Below are 15,877 nucleotides of genomic sequence, written 5' to 3'. Positions count from 1 at the left end.
AAAAAAGCCCGCAGGATTATCCCCCTGCGGGCTTTTGTTCTTCACAAGCACCATCCCCGCCCCACGTATATCCTCGTTGGCGGTCGTTTTCTCCCCTACCCTTCGAGCACCCGGTGGATCTCCGTGGAGAGGACCTCCACGGAAAAGGGTTTCTGGATAAACCCGTTGCACCCGGCCTCCATCATCTTTTCGGCGCGCCCCTCCAGGCTGTAGCCGCTGCAGAGAATTACCCGCACATCCGGGTTGATCTTCTTCATGGCCCGGTAGGCAATGTCCCCTCCGGCGTCGGGCATGACCACGTCCAGGAGCACCAGATCGATCTCCTGCCACGCCTCCCTGAACACGGCAACGCACCGGCTGCTGTTCTCCGCCACCAGGCAGCGATACCCCAGCCCCTTGAGCATGGTCTTCACCACCTCCCGGATCTCCGGTTCGTCGTCCACCACCAGGACCGTTCCCTCGCCGCTGTGGACCGCCAAGGGAGAGGCCTCCTCCTCCCACCGCGCCTTGGAGGTGGCGGGCAGGTGAATCGTAAAGCAGGCACCCCGGCCCTTTTCGCTGGTCACGGTGATGGCACCCTTGTGGGTTTTGACGATGCCGTACGCCGAGGCCAGGCCCAGGCCCGTGCCCCGTCCCATCTCCCGGGTGGTGAAGAAGGGGTCGAAAATCTTGCTCTGGGTCTTCTTGTCCATGCCCACGCCGGTGTCGGAGACCGCCACCGTCACATAGGCCCCGGACTTGAGGTTGAAGGCTGCGGCCAGCTTGTCGTCGAGGTCCGTCATGCCGGTCTCGATGTGAATCCTGCCACCGTCCGGCATGGCGTGGGAGGCGTTCAGGTAAAGGTTCAGGAGCACCTGCTCCATCTGGGTCCGGTCGATCTCCACGTTGGGGAGCCACTCGGCCATGGATTCGGAGATCATGATCCCTTTGCGGGTCCTGCCGAACATGGAGAGGCTGCTTTTCACCACCGTGTTCACGCTCTCCGGCCGCACATGGGATCGCCCCCCCCGGGCAAAGCCCAGGAGCTGGCTGGTGAGGGCGGAGCCGCTGGCCACCAGTTCCTCGATTTTGCCCCCGCGCTTGTGCACAATGTCCCCGGGACCGGTGAGGCTCATGATCAGGGAGATGTTGCCCTGAATGGCCATGAGCAGGTTGTTGATGTCGTGGGCAATGCCACCTGCCAGGGTTCCGATGGCCTCCAGCTTCTGGGCCTGGAGGAGGTGCTGGAACAATCGGTCCTTCTCCTCTTCCACCCGGCGCCTCTCATCCAGCTCCTCCTGGAGCTTGGTGTGCATCATGGCGTTGTTCAGGGCAATGGTGGCAAGCTCCGCAAAGCGGATGAGCACCGCCATGGCCGTCTCGTCCATCTCAAAATCATCCCCGAACTGGGCAAGGCCCATGACCCCGCCCACGTTGCCCTCCAGGCGGATGGGCACGGCCACGGAGGCCCCCAGCGTCTCCAGGCCGGGGTGACCTTTGACCCGGCCGTTCCATGTTTTGTAGTCCTCCACGTACAGGGGACGATCCGTCTCCCACACGCGCCCCACAAGCCCCTCCCCGATGCGGGAAGGAATCTTGGGCACCTCCAGAAAGGGGCCGGAGGTGACGATGGGGTGAAGCTGGCGGGTGGACTCCCTGTACTCGAAGTAGTATCCGCTCTCCATGTTCATGAGGCCCCCGGCGCGTTTGAGGAGAAGCTCCAGAAGCTCGTTGAACCCCAGCTGGCGCATGAGGTCCAGGGTGGTGTCGTGGAGGGCCTCCATAAGGGAATTTTTCACCCGGAGCTTCTCTTCGGCCTCTTTCTTTTCCGCGATCTCCCGCAGCAAAGCCCGGTTGGCCTTTCTGAGGGCGCAGGTCCGCTTGGCCACGTTCTTTTCCAGATCGACCTGCTGGGCCTCCAGCTGCTGCCAGTTCTCCACCAGCATCCCGCTGAGGGCCCCGAAGGAGAGGGAGAGCTCCCGGATCTCCGTGGTGGTGGACCCTTCGGAGATCTCGTCGATGTCCAGGCTTCCCAGCACCGTGCCCACGGGCTCCGTCTCAGCCCGCTTCCTGAGGAGCAGGAGCTTTCGGTTGAGCCGCCCCAAAGGGGCGATGCTGATGCGGATCAGAATCAGAAGCCCCGTGATCACCGTCATGAGAATGGCCGCCCCCCCGGCAAGGACATCCATGGCGCTCTTTCGGATATGTGCCGAAAGCTCCCGGGACGAATACCCGATGCGCAGGCAGCCGATGGGCCGCCCGATATACCGCACCTTCATGCAGGTGTCGAAAACCGACTCCCCCTTGCCCCCACGCACGACCCCCTTGTAGGCAACGGCTTCGGCCAGGGGGCGTTCACGGACGGAGAACTCCCTGGACTGGTAACGCTCGAAGACCTCGGACCGGGGGACGTCCGCGACACACCCCGGGAGCCACCCTCCCACGCTCCTGCTGTCCGATGAAAAGAGAATCTTGCCGTCCTTGTCGTGGATGGCATAATACAGCATGTCCCCGTTGGACTGCAGGGCCATGTCCAGGGTAATCTGGATGGTTCGCCAGTTGGAGTTGTAGATGTTGTGGCTGATCCGGCGGGAAAGGTACCGTGCATCCCGCTCCATCAGCTTGTAGGTGGCCTCGGTGACCCGTTTTTTCTGGGAATAGGTCACCAGGCCGGAGGAGACAAAAACCACTGCCAGGACCAGCACACTCACCACTGCCAGAAGCTTGGTCTGCAACCGCATGTGAAACGCCATAAACCACTCCTAATCCACGGAGATCTCATGTAAAAAAAAGAGAGAAGCCGTCTCAGGGGCAACACGTTGAAGCTCCCCGCAGCTCATGACAGGAAAATAGACGGAAAACGGACCGCCCATGGCCGGATGGATGGGCTGGTCGTTGATGCGATACACCAGCATCACGTCACAGGAGAGAAGCGGGGCCACAGGCAACGTGATGGGCTTCCCCGCAAAAGGTGTCAGGGTCAGCTCCCCGCCGGTGACATCCTCTCCGTCAAACAGGGCCGCTAAGGGGACGGCCGTTACCCGGCACGGCTGGTTCAGCTTGGGCAGGTCCCACCGGTACCCCAGGGGAATAGAGAGATAAAGGGTCCGGTGCTCCGGCAACAACGCATCCAGGTCAGGCAAGGTGTAGGTTTTTGTTTTCCCGTTGACGGACACCCTCACCTCCGGATCGTCCAGGTAATCCGGGACCAGCGTATCCACGTACCAGCAATAGGCGCTCTGGTGCATGCCCATCTCCGGAGGGAACAAAAGCTTCAGGGGCCCCCCGAGATAACGGCTCAGGGGCTTGCCGTCCTGCTCTGAGGCGATGATCACCCCCGGTTTTGAAACCACCTCGGCGGGAAGGTACACGGTGTACTGATCGTGGCCGATGAGCGTGACCCCCGCCATCTCCGTAACGCCCGCCCGGCGAAGAATCCGGTCCAGGGGAACCCCCGTGAAGGAAAAGGAGCCGCCGGTGTCAAAGTTGGGGTCCCCGGAGGAAAGGGTCACCGCTCCGGGAGCCCGGCCCCCCACGGCAACAGATACCGTGCCGTGCCCCTTTTTTCCCCCCATCACCTTGACGCGCCCGTCAGGGCCCGTCTCTGCGAACAGGAGGGCGGCATGGCAGAGAAGAAGCCATGCGAACACACACAAACGAAGGGTACAGGAGCGCACCGTCATATCCTCTCCATGATGGGTTGAAACACAATGTCACCCGGAAATGTCGTAAAAAACCATCAGGCCGACACAATACAATGCTATGCGACTCGTAACATATCCGGGTTCAGGGTTTTGTCGTAGAAAATCCGCGTCTAGAAAAACGTATCGGCCGATAAAGCCGATTAGTTAAACGCTATTCGATGGCACCGGGTTCTGCCTGCCCGGCTCGTCCTTGAGTTGACCCGTGACGGGAAGCGCGGTAGGGTGCCTTCATCTACCCCTACAAACTGGAACGTATTCGCCCACGACGCCCAAGCCCGGATATTTCATGAGAAAACGACAGGGCGACAGGGGTAGGGAATTATGACAGATGGTCATTGTGACAAAAATTAGTTATTTCAAGAATGCACCATGTAATTCACCGGTTTTGGCCCGATTTTCTCACCCTTCGGGCGCAATCGACTCGTGAAATATCCGGGCAAGGAGCCCCCATGATGTCCCCTTTGTTTGCCACCGGATTCCAGACCGTCTTTTTCTCCATGCTGCGCATCGTGGTCGTGGCCCTGCTGGCAGGTATTCTGGTGAGGCGTCGGGTCATTCGGTCCGAAGACATCGACACCCTCTCCCGCATCACCATCCATGTGCTGCTTCCCTGCCTCATCCTCACCTCCCTGATCACGCGCCTGGACACCGGTTCAACGCCCCTGTGGTGGATCCTCCCCCTGGCCTCCATGGCCATGAACCTGGGCGGCCTCTTTTTCGGATGGGTCCTCTTCGGCCGGACCACACGGCGCCACCCGGAGCTCATCGCCATGAGCGGCATCCAGAACTCCGCCTACCTGGTCCTGCCCGTGGGGCAGGCCCTTTTCCCGGAGACCTTCGACACCTTCGCCGCCTACTGCTTTCTCTTTGTCATCGGAAACACCCCCATCCACTGGACCCTTGGGGTGCGCCTCGTGGGGGGAAAGGGCAAGGTCCGCTTAAGGGAAATGATCAACCCGCCCCTTGTGGCGAGCCTTGCCGGAGTCGCCATCGCCTTGTCGGGGCTCTCCCCCCATGTGCCATCCCTTGTCCTGGACGCCACGGGCCTCCTCGGAAGCGCCACCATTCCCCTTGCCACCTTCATCCTCGGGGCCACCTTAGGGGAAGTTCGCCTGCAAAAACTTCCGCCCTGGCACCGCCTCCTCGGCCTTGCGGGCGTCAAGTTCGGCCTGGTCCCCCTCATCACCTTGTGGGCCATCTCCGCCTTTGACCTGGCCCGGCAAAGCCCCCTCATCGCCTCCCTCTTCATGATCCAGGCCGCGGCCGCACCGGCCACCAACCTCATCCTCCAGGCCCGGGCCTACAACGGCCGCACAGAGGTCATCGGGGGCGCCATGCTGGCCTGCTACGTGGTCTGCCTCATGGCCATCCCCTTCTGGCTGACCCTGGCCACAGGACCGGTATCCCCCTGAGAACAGCCGGTGCCACCCTTGCCAGCAGCCCGGGATTGCGCTAAAAGAGACGGATTGTGACGATTGCATAAAGGAGTGATGATGGAGAGCGCACAGGAAAACCTGAACCGGTACCTGGAAATGGAGACGATCCTCAACCGGTTTTTCGGGATCTTTGACTTCTGCCTCAAAGGATGCGTGCTGCCCGAGCTGGAGCGCAACGGCAACCAGCCCTTTGCCGCCTGCTGCAAGGACAAGTATTACAAGGTCTACGATCTGGACCACCCCAGCTTTGACCTCCTGCGCAAAGAGCGGGAAGCCCTCTACGGCAAACCCGAGGACGTGAAAGAGTCCAGCCTGGTGAGCCCCTGCGAGTACCACACCAACACCGGCTGCACCCTTCCCACCCACAAAAGCCCCATCTGCCTGGCCTTCATGTGCCGAAAGAGCATCGACGCCCTCCGCGACGGCTACGGCATTTATACCTACGACTACCTGGGATTCAATTACGCTCTGGAGTGGATCCTCACCGGCGACATGTCCCTTGCCGACTACACCGAATTCCGCCAGAGCTGCCTGGACATGATCACCACCCTGGAGGCCAGGTCCGCCCAGGCCTGCTGACGCGCCCGGCCACAGGGGCGACCCACATGGAAGCCGTTGATTATCCGGTATATCTCTGGTACGTTCGAACGATCACAACCACGTTCTGCAGGCCCGCAGGACCCCGTCAACACATCGCAGCCATACCCAACAAAGGGGAACCCCGCCATGAAGACGCGCATCCTTGCCTTTTTCGTCCCGGTTCTGTTTGCCCTTGCCTCCTGCACCACCCTCATGAACCTCATGCCCGAGATTCCGCAACACAAACGCCAGAAAATCTACGACATGGCCGACACCATGGCCTTTCCCGAAGCCCGAAAGCTGGGACGGTCCAAGGAGCGCCGCATGGGCCTGAAAAAAGGCCAGTGGATCACGGTTCTCCAGGAGACCCTGGACGGGGATAAAAATGTCGCCCTGACCACCACCAAGGTCATCTCCGTGGACGGCAACACCGTGACCCTGGAGACGGAAAGCATCTCCGCATCCAATGAGGCCCGGCCCCTCCACAGCCAGGTCACCTTCGAGAATTACCCGGTGTGGGGAAGCCTCTTCTATACCCGGGACGAATACGACCGCATCGCAGGGCAGCTACGCATCATCCGGGTCCGCACCAGGGAGGGGGACGGCCCTGTCAACGACATGCCCCCTGAACTTCTGGCCATGGCCCGGGGCCTCACCGAAAGCGCCCTGGCCGGTTCCACGGTCCGCGTGGGGGAGGCCGAGCGCCAGGCCTACGACGGTACCTATATCCTGGCCCGCAGCTGCTTTTCCCACAGCTACACCGTCACCATATCCGGCATCACCTCCAGCGGGCGCAGCCTGAGCCACAGCTCCGTTCCGGTCAGCGGCGCCATCCTCATCGAAGACGAACACACCCGGGCCACCACCATCGCCTACGGATACAATGGCGCCACCTCGGTGTTCCCACCGTAACCAGCCTGAACCGGGAGGAGAACCGAACAGTCGGATTTTTGCCTCCCCCCCATGCATGGGAGCAGCCATGGACACCCCCGTCACCATCCCCCCTTTGTCGCGAAGGGAATTTCTGAAAAAAACCTCTGCCGCCGTGGCAGGTTCCATGGCGGCAGGCGGGTGCGCCGGGCAGACGCCTGCCATCGCCCCTGCCCATCCAGGCGAACCACCGCCCCACAGGACCCTGTTCACCAACGGACAGCTTCTCTCCCTGCCCGAAGGACGGATCACCCCCGGCTGGTCCCTGCTGGTGGAATCCGGACACATTGCCTGGGCCGGGCCGGACACGCCCTGTTCCGGCCTGGACGCCCGGCACATCGACCTCCAGGGAGGGTACCTCCTGCCCGGCCTCATGGACGCCCACTGCCACATGACCCTGCCTTCGGCCGCAAGCTTCTCTCCCCTGCTGGGGCTGGCCACCTGGCGACAGCTCAGAAAAAATTTCGAGAACCAGCTCGCCTCCGGGGTCACCCGCGTTCGGGACATGGGCGCCATGCCCCCGGTGCTGGGCACCCTGGTCCGCCAGGTGGAAAAAGGCCAACTGGCCGGGCCGGATGTGATCACCTGCAACGCCATCTTCAACGTGGACGGGGGCCACCCCGACATCTCCCCGTCCGATGTCTCCTGGGTCGCGGCCTTCGGCAGCCTCTTTACCGGGGCACCCACCGTCTCCTTCAAAGAGGGGGAGCTGGCCTCAGCCTTTGAGGCCAATTGCCGAAGCGCCGACTTTGTCAAGATCACCCTGGACAACACCTCCCTCATCGCGGGCAAGCCCTTTATCAACCGCTACAGCGACCCTGAACTCACCACCATCTTTCGCCTGGCCCGGGACGCCGGAAAACCCGTGGCAGGCCACGCCATGAGCCGCTTCGGCGTGGACCGCGCCCTTGCCCACCCCATCCACTCCCTGGAGCACACCGTCTCGGACGGGCCCCTGAACGAGGCCACCCTCAAGGCCATGGCCGACAACAAGGTCTCCGTGGTGCCCACCACCATCCTGGCCAACCTCTACACCCTGCTGGATCTTGCCGAGCCCCTTCCCAAGGGACTCCTCTCCCGCCGGGCCCTTTTGGAAGCCCCCATCCGGGAGGCCTACCTAACCGCCGTCACCGAGGACGACGTGGAGCCCGCCATCCACGAAAACAACCTGGCCATGCTGGACGCCATGCAAAAACACACCTTTTCCGAGCTCTACACACGGGGCGAGTACACCTTCAACCCCCACCTCTTCTTTCCCATCCTCACCCACGGCCAGAAAAACCTCATGCGCATGAAAGAGGCGGGCATCCGCATCGGCTGCGGCACCGACGCCGGGGTCCCCCTGAACTACCACGGCGCCATCGTGCGCGAACTCCAGTGCATGGCCCGCCTGGGCTTTAGCAACACAGAGGCCCTCACCTGCGCCACCGTAAACAACGCCCGCATCCTGGGCGTGGAAAACGAGGCCGGCACCCTCGCGCCGGGCAAACGCGCCGACTTCATCACCATGGCGGAAAACCCCTTGCAGGACCTCGCCGCCTTAAACAACCTCACCCTCATCGTTAAAAACGGCACCGTGTACGAAAAAGCCTAAAACCGTGCCTCCGGCGGCGAGGTGAGCCACCTCGAAAGCATATTGCCGGTGGTTTAGCCGGACTGTCTTCCATGGTTACAGTTGGTGGAAAGAGCAGCCTCCGGCTGCCAGGAAATGATCCCCTGGCTCCCAGGGTGCGACGTTGATGAATTCACGCGACAACACGCAAAAAGCCCTGATGATCTGCAAGAATCATCAGGGCTTTTTTGTGTTCTCTATAGCAAAGGAAAAGCACCTGCGTGCCCTTGGGTTCACGGGCAAGGCCCGTCAGCGAATGCGATGGCCTGAGGAACGAAGGCCGGGAGCATTCGCGAACCAGGGATCCAAGGGATCAGCCCTTGGCCGCCGGAGGCCGCTTTTTCTTTCTTACGAAAGATCAAACAGGGCTGTGGTGTTGTTCCAGACGGTGTCGGCAAGGAGTTCCACGTCGTCGCCGCGAACCGCAGCCAGCTTGAAGAGCACCTCGCGGACAAAGGCGGGCTCGTTTCGCCGCACCTTGTTTTTGTGGGGTGCGGGGGTGAGGTAGGGAGCGTCGGTCTCCACGAGGAGGCGCTCCCGGGGGATGGCAAGGACCTGTTCCCGGAGGTGCTCGCCCCGCTTCTGGATGGTGACGATGCCGGTGACGCCGATGTGGAGCCCCATGTCCAGATAGGCCTCCATCTCCTGGGTGGAGCCGCTGAAGCAGTGGACCACGCCGCGCAGACCGTCGAACCGGTGGGCGGAGAGCATCTCCAGGAACCGGCCCTCGGTGTCCCGTTCGTGAAAGATCAGGGGAAGGTCAAGGGATTGCGCCACCTCAAGCTGACGGACAAACCACCTTTCCTGCACGTCTTTCGGGGAGTACATGCGGTTGAAGTCCAGGCCGCACTCACCCCAGGCCTTGACCCTGTCCCCCTTGGCCAGTTCGGCCAGGCGGGTCAGGACGCCCTCGTCGGTATCGGCGGCGTCGTGGGGGTGGATGCCCACGGAGGCGTAAAAAAAATCGGAATTGTCGGCAAGGGCTGCGCAGCGCCGGGAGCTTGCTTCGGAAACACCCACCACCATGGCCCTGACCACGTCGGCGGCCTCTGCCCGGGCCACCACCTCATTCAAGTCATCCTGGTAACTCTTGTCATCCAGGTGACAATGACTGTCTATAATACGCATATCGCTGTTGCTTTGCTCATCGGTGTTCAAAAGAGGATGCATCGTCCGGAAGGCCCGAAAGGGGCGAGCCGGACCGGTCCGTCACGCGGCCCACGCACATCACGCCGGGTAAGTCGGCTTCGATGGCCGCAAGGGTATCCGGGTTGCAGGCAAAAAGCAACTCGTACTCTTCTCCCCCGGAGGCCATGTACGTAAGAGGGTCTTCCCCTGTGGCTCCGCACCAGTCGGTAAGGGCGCCGTGGGCCATGTCCGGCCTCAGATCAAAAACCAGGCTCACCTTGGATCCCCGGGCCAGGTGCCCGGCGTCTCCGGCAAGGCCGTCGCTGATGTCCATGGCGCAGCGTACCCGGTGTTTTCTCAGCACCTCGGCCGCATCGAACCGGGCCGCAGGTTCTTTAAAGGCCTTCACAAGCTCTGGATAACGGGTCTCCTGGGTTTCCAGGCACCGAAGCCCGGCCCGGGCCAGACCCAGGGGGCCGGTGACGCACACCAGGTCTCCGGGGCAGGCGTCTGTTCGACGGGGCATGCGCCCCTGGCCCTCACCCACGGCAAAAAGATCCAGGGAGAGCTCGGAGGCCCGGGAGGTGTTGCCTCCGCCCAGGTCGCACCCGTAACGCTCCAGCGCATGACCCAGGCCGTCGTAGAGTTCCTCGGCCACGGTTCCGGGGAGTGTGGGTGGAAGCCCCAGGTTCACGAACAGGGCCACGGGCCTGGCAAAGGAGGCAGCAAGATCGCTTAAGGTGACGGAAACGGCCTTGGCGCCGATCTCAAAGGGGGTCTGCCAGTCGCGACGGAAGTGCACCCCTTCCCGCTGGGTGTCGGTGGTGATCACAGGCTGGGCAAGCCAGGCCAGAAGGGCGGCATCGTCCCCTGCGGCCACGCGGCAGGGACGGTAAAGACTGGCCCTGTGGGGCCGCCGCGTCACCAGGGTATCGATGAGCCCGAATTCTCCGGATTCTTTGGGGTCTGAAGTCAACGGAAGCGCCTTTGTGTGTGGGGTACGCATGGGGTTGGATGCGACGGCCCGTGCAAAACCCGGAGGGGTCCGGGGCCGGGCGGCGGACTCAGCCGAAGAGGCTGGCCATGGCCTCGAATCGCTCAAGCTGGGTGTCGCCGTACCGGGCCATGAGGCGTCGCACCTTGTCCATGGATTTTTCAACGGTCAGGGTGTCGGGGTTTTTGGAAAAAAATTTATCGGCGTAGCAGATGATCTTCTCTTCCAGGGTTTCGGGCTGGAGGTCCCGGTGGGGCAGGGGCAGATCAGCGTCCATGATCTCCCGGGCCGAGAGCCCGGCCCCGGTATGGCGCTCGCACACCCGGGCATGGCGGGGAAGCCCCGCCTCCAGGAGCATTTCAGCACCGATGACGCCGTGACGGATATAGGGGGCCTCCCCCCGGCATCCGATGCCCGGCGCCCAGGTGCGGACCATGCCGATGTCGTGGAGCATGGAGGCCTCCTCGATAAACCGCAGGTCCGGGTTCAGGTGGGCCACCCGCTGAGCCACGGCCAGGGCCTTGTGGGCCACGCAGCGGCTGTGGGTCAAAAGCACCTCAAGGGCTTCCGACCCGTTGCCGTAGTGGGCCTTCAAGATGGCGTCGACGTCCACGCTCATCGCTTGCGCCTCGCCATGAGGGCGGCTTCGATGAAGGGATCCAGGGCACCGTCCATGACGGCCTTGATGTTTCCGCTCTCTTCATCGGTGCGATGGTCTTTCACCATCTGGTAGGGATGCATCACGTAGGAACGGATCTGGCTGCCCCAGGCGATCTCGTCCTTGTTGTCGTGCATCTCCTGCATCTCGGACTCCACCTTCTGCATCTCCACCTGATAGAGGCGGGAACGCAGCACGCTCATGGCGATTTCGCGGTTCCGATGCTGGGAGGATTCCTGCTGGCACTGCACCACGATCCCCGTGGGGATGTGGGTGATGCGCACGGCGCTGCTCGTCTTGTTGACGTGCTGGCCGCCGGCACCGCTGGCCCGGAAGACATCCACGCGCAGGTCTTTCTCCTGAACGTCGATGACGATCTCGTTGTCCACTTCGGGACAGACGAAAACCGACGAAAAGGAGGTTTGCCTCTTGCCGTTGGCGTTGAAGGGAGAGATCCGCACCAGCCGGTGTACACCGCTCTCCACCTTCAGGTATCCGAAGGCGTTGGTCCCGGTCACCGTAAAGGTGGCACCCTTGATCCCGGCTTCGTCACCGGGCTGGTAGTCCACCATGGTCACCTTGAACCCCTTATGCTCACACCAGCGGGTGTACATGCGCAGCAGCATCTCGGCCCAATCCTGGGAGTCGGTGCCCCCTGCGCCGGGGTTGATGGAAACGATGGCGTTTCGATCGTCATCTTTTCCATCGAGCATCATCTCAACAGAGAGGCTCTTCAGTCGCTTATCAATCCCGTCGGCATGGCGCGCCACCTCTTCCAGGGTCTCCTTGTCGCCCTCTTCCATGGCGAGTTCCAGCAGGAGTTCACCGTCTTCGATGTCCTTTGAAAGCTCGTTCCAGTTGTCTAAAAGGGTGGTCAGGAAGGACCGCTCCTTGAGAACGGCGGTGGTGGCGTCGGGATTGTTCCAGAAGTCCTTGTGGGACACCTGGGCTTCAAGTTCTTTTAGTCGAAACTCTTTGCCAGGCAGGTCAAAGACAACCTCCCAGCTGTCCCAGGCGAGTACTGAACTCTCGAAATGCCTGTTTCAACTCAATTGACATGTTTTATCTCCTTAAAGGGCTTGCCGTCAAACTCGTCTGCCCACGCCCTCAGCAACGCCCCCCGGACGGGGCAGCGATGGCAGAGCAATGGGTTACCAGCCGGTACACACCCGGCCTCAACTCCCCTATCTACCATTGATCCCCAGACAGTGAAACCGTTTTTTCATGCCCCCCGGAAAAGCCCCTGGCCTTTCACAGAAATCGCCGCCTGATGCCCCCGCCCACCGGCCCGAAAGCAAGGGCCATGGCAACACAAAGCCATGCAAAAAAATCACCGTACCGCACATACAGGCTGGTCAGGGTCATCACCGGAAGGGAGGCCACGCGCCAGGCCTCTTCATACAGGCCCGTGGCCCCGCTCACACGCCCCACGGGGTCCACAAACCCGCTGATGCCGGTGTTGGCGCTGCGGGCCAGGGCCCTTCGGGTCTCCACCGCCCGGAAACGGGCCATCTGAAAATGCTGGTAAGGTGCCCCGGACCGACCGAACCAGGCGTCGTTGGTCAGGTTGATGAGAAGCCCCGCCCCAGACCGCACCGACGCCACGGAGAGCTCCGGGAAGATGGACTCAAAGCAGATCTGGATCCCGGCATGCCAGTCCCAGCCCTTGATGGTGTCTCCCTTGGTCCCGGCAGAGAAATTACCGGCCGAGGCCACCAGGCGCTTGACGAAAAAAAGCAGGTTCTGAAACGGGATATACTCCCCGAAGGGAACGAGGTGCACCTTGTCGTAGCTGCCGATGACCGCCCCTTCCGAGGTGACGGCATAGGCCCGGTTAAAATAGCGCCACCCCTGCCCTGCGCGTTCCGCCGCAGGGGCTCCCAGGATCCAGTCCGCATCTCCTTTGGCAAGCCCCCGGTTCACCTCGCGGGTCAAGAGCCCGTCCACCGGATTCAGGTAATAAAAAGGTGTGGCTGTTTCGGGCCAAACAATCACGTCGGGCTCTTTGGCCAGGGCTTCCGTTGAAAGCGTCTGATAGGTCTTGATGGTTGCGGTCTGGTAGGCTGCGTCCCACTTGACCGCCTGATCGATATTTCCCTGAATCACCGCAACCTTCAGGGTATTGGCCTTGCCTTGCGCTTCATCCACCTCGGCCATGCGATGGGTGCCGTAGGCAAAGGCCCCGCCCACACAGGCAGCGGCCAGGGCCACAGCCAGCACGGGTGCGCCCCACGCCGAACCGGAATGTCCGTCGCCGTTTCGTCCCATTCCGTGCACCACGCACAGGGCCAGGGCTGTATTCACCAGCACCACGAGGAACGAAAGCCCGTACACTCCGGTGACATCCGTCAGCTGGATAAGGGCCAGGGCATCCTGCTGGGTGTAGCCCAGAAGCCCCCAGGGAAACCCGGTGAGGGCTTTGGTGCGGAGGTATTCCAGGGCAACCCAGAGAACAGGGGCCAGCACCAGGGAATAAAGCGTACCCCGTCGCCAGCGGGCAAGGCACCAGGCAAAGGCCCCGACGTAGGCGCCAAGGTAAAGGCAGAGCAGGAGAAGGGCGGCAATGCCCGCAATCCAGGGAATACCACCGTATTGATGAATGGTCCCCACCACCCAGCGCAGCAGGGCCAGAAAATGGAGGACACCGGTGAGATACCCCACCCGCAGGGCGCGCTTGGGTTCAGAGGTCAGGGAAATCACGATCAGGGGGACAAGGGCCCCCCATGCCAGCAGCCCCAGGGCGGGGCCGGGAAAGGCAAAGGTCAGAAGAAGGGCCCCGGCACATGCCCAGAACAGCTCCGACCGGATCCGGGAACTTGACTCCCCCCGCCATACGGCGATGTCGCTTAAAGATACCACCTGTTTGTCTCCTCGCATGAGATGAGATGCGGAGCCGTGGGCTCCGGCTGAATTCAGTGCTTGCGGTTTCCATGGGGTCGGACCTGCCAACGGCCCTCAGCTGCCAACTATTGACCAGCCACGGGCAGGGTGTCAATGGATTTTGCGACGGCCCGCGGCCCGCGCCAGCCGACGAATTCCTCATAAGGACAAGCGGTTGGGCCCATATTTTTATTTGTGATTTCCCAACCGGTGTGGTAAAAATAGCCATATATGCACCCTTGATGAGGAGGCTGCGGCCTTAATTCCTGACAAACGCCTCACACCGTAAGGGCACTGTCCCAATCCCCAGGAATCATAAACCGTGAAACCGTTACCCTCAGCGGAACCGATACGTCGACCAACGGGCCAGACAGCCCCGCCATTTCACGCTGACATCCTTCTTTCCCGAGCCCACCCCTTCGACAGGTGACGCGGCATGCGCAGCACCGCCAGGATTGCCGGACAAGAGGCCGGGGCATGCCCGGCCCACAACCCGAACAACCATAATGACGCCACAACCCCATCCTTATTTTAACGACGAAAAGGTGGAACATGAGTGAAATCATTCGAGATGACCGTCGCGTGACCATTCGCCCGGGACGAGATATTGTCGCCTCCATGGCCGGCGAGTTTCGATCGGAATTAAACGGTGAGATTGCCGAAGAGCTGGAGGAACTGACCATCGACCTGCATGGGGTTGAGATGGTGGACTCCGTGGGGATCGGGGTCATTATCGCCACCCACAACACCCTGGACCAGCACGGCGCCACCCTGAAGGTGATCAACATTGCCGAAGACATCTACGGGCTCTTCACGACCATGCGCCTGGATCGCCACTTTACCATTGAAAAGGCGGGGGATTCGCCCTGAGGCGAAGGCAGGGGCGGCCTTCATTTCGGCCATAAAAAAACCACCCCTTTTTTCAAGGGGTGGTTTCAAGAAATCTGGTCGGGGCGGCAGGATTCGAACCTGCGACATCCTGCTCCCAAAGCAGGCGCGCTACCAGGCTGCGCTACGCCCCGATTAAACGACAGGGAAACTAACACAGTTGCCTGGACCATGCAAGGGCTAATACCGCCGCCTGCTCAGCGCAGGAGATAAGCGTCGATCCCGGCAGCCACGGCGGCTGCCACCCGCCGGAGGTGCTCGGGACTCTCGAGCCGCCCCTCTTCACGGGGATTGGTGAGGTTTCCAACCTCCAGAAGCACCACCGGCATCCCGGCGCCCCTGGCTATTCCCAGGGGGACCGCCGAGTAATCCACCCCTTCATACCCGTCAAGAAGGGCCAGGGGCCGCTCCAGCAGCGTGGCCAGTGCCTGGCTCTCCGGAATATGGGGCCGATGGCCTCCGCCCCATCCGTTATCACGGCCCGAATCTGTCGCACGGCCCTTGGGTTCATGCTGAACAAAAAGGGCGATGCGGTTGGCATCACGGGAGAGCCCCCCACCTGCGTGCAATGAAATCAAGAGGTCACCGTGGAAGCTGTTGGCAAGTTCGACCCGACGCATGACGGACATCTCGCGGTCCGACTCCCGCGTCAGGCGCACATCACAGGAGAGTCCCAGCTGCCGCCTCAGTTCGAGGGCCAGGGCCAGGGCCACATCTTTCTCTCGGGACCCGTAGGAACCGGTCACACCGACATCGTCGCCGCCGTGCCCGGGATCCAGGACCACCACGGGCCTCTCCCCCCCATAACCTGCTGCGGCAAACAGCAGAACCATGACACAGGCGGAAACCAAGGCCACGGCCTTCGGCCCCCTTCCACTTTTGAGCATTCCTTCACCCCTTCGGCGGCGCTGCGCGGGGAGGATGAAACCCGAAGCCCCTTCTCATCACGCCCTTCACCAATAGTATTTGACATTGCCCGAAAAATTTGGCTTTAATACACAGATTTAACCCAGGGCCCCCGAGAATCGCCCAAAATCTTGATTCCAAGGCCCTTTCAGGCGTTCAACGCCGCTGAAAACTATAAAAGAT

General features: G+C 61.7%; 13 protein-coding genes and 1 tRNA gene. 5 read left to right on the top strand and 9 right to left on the bottom strand.

Going from position 1 to position 15,877, the window contains the following annotated elements; all coding sequences use genetic code 11:
* Positions 1-95 precede the first annotated feature (95 nt).
* Positions 96-2,732, bottom strand: coding sequence for a hybrid sensor histidine kinase/response regulator (locus tag ACOYW0_RS15050; protein WP_482414662.1), 2,637 nt, complete (start codon positions 2,730-2,732; stop codon positions 96-98).
* A gap of 9 nt (positions 2,733-2,741) precedes the next feature.
* Complete coding sequence (locus tag ACOYW0_RS15045; protein ID WP_482414661.1) at positions 2,742-3,662, bottom strand: molybdopterin-dependent oxidoreductase; 921 nt, start codon at positions 3,660-3,662, stop codon at positions 2,742-2,744.
* A 470-nt stretch (positions 3,663-4,132) separates the two neighbouring features.
* Between ACOYW0_RS15045 and ACOYW0_RS15040 the strand changes: the two genes are divergently transcribed.
* The 4 genes from ACOYW0_RS15040 (at position 4,133) to ACOYW0_RS15025 (ending at position 8,222) form a co-directional block, all read left to right on the top strand.
* Positions 4,133-5,095 (top strand): AEC family transporter, encoded by a 963-nt coding sequence (locus ACOYW0_RS15040; protein WP_482414660.1) that lies wholly within the window; start codon positions 4,133-4,135, stop codon positions 5,093-5,095.
* 78 nt (positions 5,096-5,173) lie between these two features.
* Positions 5,174-5,698, top strand: coding sequence for a hypothetical protein (locus ACOYW0_RS15035; protein WP_482414659.1), 525 nt, complete (start codon positions 5,174-5,176; stop codon positions 5,696-5,698).
* 147 nt (positions 5,699-5,845) lie between these two features.
* Positions 5,846-6,610, top strand: a complete 765-nt coding sequence (locus ACOYW0_RS15030) for a hypothetical protein (RefSeq protein WP_482414658.1) — start codon at positions 5,846-5,848, stop codon at positions 6,608-6,610.
* Between the two features lie 67 nt (positions 6,611-6,677).
* The gene (locus ACOYW0_RS15025; RefSeq protein WP_482414657.1) at positions 6,678-8,222 is read left to right on the top strand and encodes an amidohydrolase family protein; all 1,545 of its coding nucleotides are present in this window, start codon (positions 6,678-6,680) and stop codon (positions 8,220-8,222) included.
* 366 nt (positions 8,223-8,588) lie between these two features.
* Here ACOYW0_RS15025 and ACOYW0_RS15020 read toward each other — a convergent pair whose 3' ends face one another.
* The 5 genes from ACOYW0_RS15020 to lnt form a co-directional block, all read right to left on the bottom strand.
* Complete coding sequence (locus tag ACOYW0_RS15020; RefSeq protein WP_482414656.1) at positions 8,589-9,368, bottom strand: TatD family hydrolase; 780 nt, start codon at positions 9,366-9,368, stop codon at positions 8,589-8,591.
* Between the two features lie 16 nt (positions 9,369-9,384).
* A complete protein-coding gene (thiL, locus tag ACOYW0_RS15015) occupies positions 9,385-10,374 on the bottom strand; it encodes a thiamine-phosphate kinase (RefSeq protein WP_482414655.1) in 990 nt (329 codons plus the stop codon).
* Positions 10,375-10,432: 58 nt separating this feature from the next.
* The gene (locus tag ACOYW0_RS15010) at positions 10,433-10,981 is read right to left on the bottom strand and encodes an HD domain-containing protein (RefSeq protein WP_482414654.1); all 549 of its coding nucleotides are present in this window, start codon (positions 10,979-10,981) and stop codon (positions 10,433-10,435) included.
* Positions 10,978-12,079, bottom strand: a protein-coding gene (gene prfB, locus ACOYW0_RS15005) for a peptide chain release factor 2 (protein ID WP_482414653.1) whose coding sequence is annotated in 2 segments (ribosomal slippage) — positions 10,978-12,021 and positions 12,023-12,079 — 1,101 coding nt in all. Because the reading frame shifts where the segments join, the coding sequence is not laid out codon by codon here. The genes ACOYW0_RS15010 and prfB overlap by 4 nt, the downstream gene beginning before the upstream one ends.
* Positions 12,080-12,271: 192 nt before the next feature.
* Positions 12,272-13,879: an apolipoprotein N-acyltransferase gene (gene lnt / locus ACOYW0_RS15000; RefSeq protein ID WP_482414652.1), complete on the bottom strand. Its 1,608-nt coding sequence runs from the start codon at positions 13,877-13,879 to the stop codon at positions 12,272-12,274.
* A 573-nt stretch (positions 13,880-14,452) separates the two neighbouring features.
* Between lnt and ACOYW0_RS14995 the strand changes: the two genes are divergently transcribed.
* A complete protein-coding gene (locus ACOYW0_RS14995; RefSeq protein WP_180137228.1) occupies positions 14,453-14,770 on the top strand; it encodes an STAS domain-containing protein in 318 nt (105 codons plus the stop codon).
* A 75-nt stretch (positions 14,771-14,845) separates the two neighbouring features.
* Here the strand turns inward: ACOYW0_RS14995 and ACOYW0_RS14990 are convergent.
* Together ACOYW0_RS14990 and ACOYW0_RS14985 are read right to left on the bottom strand one after the other, a co-directional pair.
* Positions 14,846-14,922 (bottom strand) — tRNA-Pro (locus ACOYW0_RS14990).
* Positions 14,923-14,985: 63 nt separating this feature from the next.
* Positions 14,986-15,675: an N-acetylmuramoyl-L-alanine amidase family protein gene (locus tag ACOYW0_RS14985; RefSeq protein WP_482414651.1), complete on the bottom strand. Its 690-nt coding sequence runs from the start codon at positions 15,673-15,675 to the stop codon at positions 14,986-14,988.
* Positions 15,676-15,877 lie beyond the last annotated feature (202 nt).

This window comes from Desulfoluna sp. HI9BLuna, from assembly GCF_056829775.1.
This window is presented reverse-complemented; position numbering and strand designations above follow the sequence as displayed.

What these genes read in the sequence shown, in the direction of transcription:
- ACOYW0_RS15025 (WP_482414657.1), top strand. Translation starts at nt 6,678, where the DNA reads ATGGACACCCCCGTCACCATCCCCCCTTTGTCGCGAAGGGAATTTCTG.
- ACOYW0_RS14985 (WP_482414651.1), bottom strand. Translation starts at nt 15,675, where the DNA reads ATGCTCAAAAGTGGAAGGGGGCCGAAGGCCGTGGCCTTGGTTTCCGCC.
- ACOYW0_RS15030 (WP_482414658.1), top strand. Translation starts at nt 5,846, where the DNA reads ATGAAGACGCGCATCCTTGCCTTTTTCGTCCCGGTTCTGTTTGCCCTT.
- thiL (WP_482414655.1), bottom strand. Translation starts at nt 10,374, where the DNA reads ATGCGTACCCCACACACAAAGGCGCTTCCGTTGACTTCAGACCCCAAA.
- ACOYW0_RS15050 (WP_482414662.1), bottom strand. Translation starts at nt 2,732, where the DNA reads ATGGCGTTTCACATGCGGTTGCAGACCAAGCTTCTGGCAGTGGTGAGT.
- ACOYW0_RS15040 (WP_482414660.1), top strand. Translation starts at nt 4,133, where the DNA reads ATGATGTCCCCTTTGTTTGCCACCGGATTCCAGACCGTCTTTTTCTCC.
- ACOYW0_RS15010 (WP_482414654.1), bottom strand. Translation starts at nt 10,981, where the DNA reads ATGAGCGTGGACGTCGACGCCATCTTGAAGGCCCACTACGGCAACGGG.
- ACOYW0_RS15045 (WP_482414661.1), bottom strand. Translation starts at nt 3,662, where the DNA reads ATGACGGTGCGCTCCTGTACCCTTCGTTTGTGTGTGTTCGCATGGCTT.
- ACOYW0_RS15035 (WP_482414659.1), top strand. Translation starts at nt 5,174, where the DNA reads ATGATGGAGAGCGCACAGGAAAACCTGAACCGGTACCTGGAAATGGAG.
- ACOYW0_RS15020 (WP_482414656.1), bottom strand. Translation starts at nt 9,368, where the DNA reads ATGCGTATTATAGACAGTCATTGTCACCTGGATGACAAGAGTTACCAG.
- ACOYW0_RS14995 (WP_180137228.1), top strand. Translation starts at nt 14,453, where the DNA reads ATGAGTGAAATCATTCGAGATGACCGTCGCGTGACCATTCGCCCGGGA.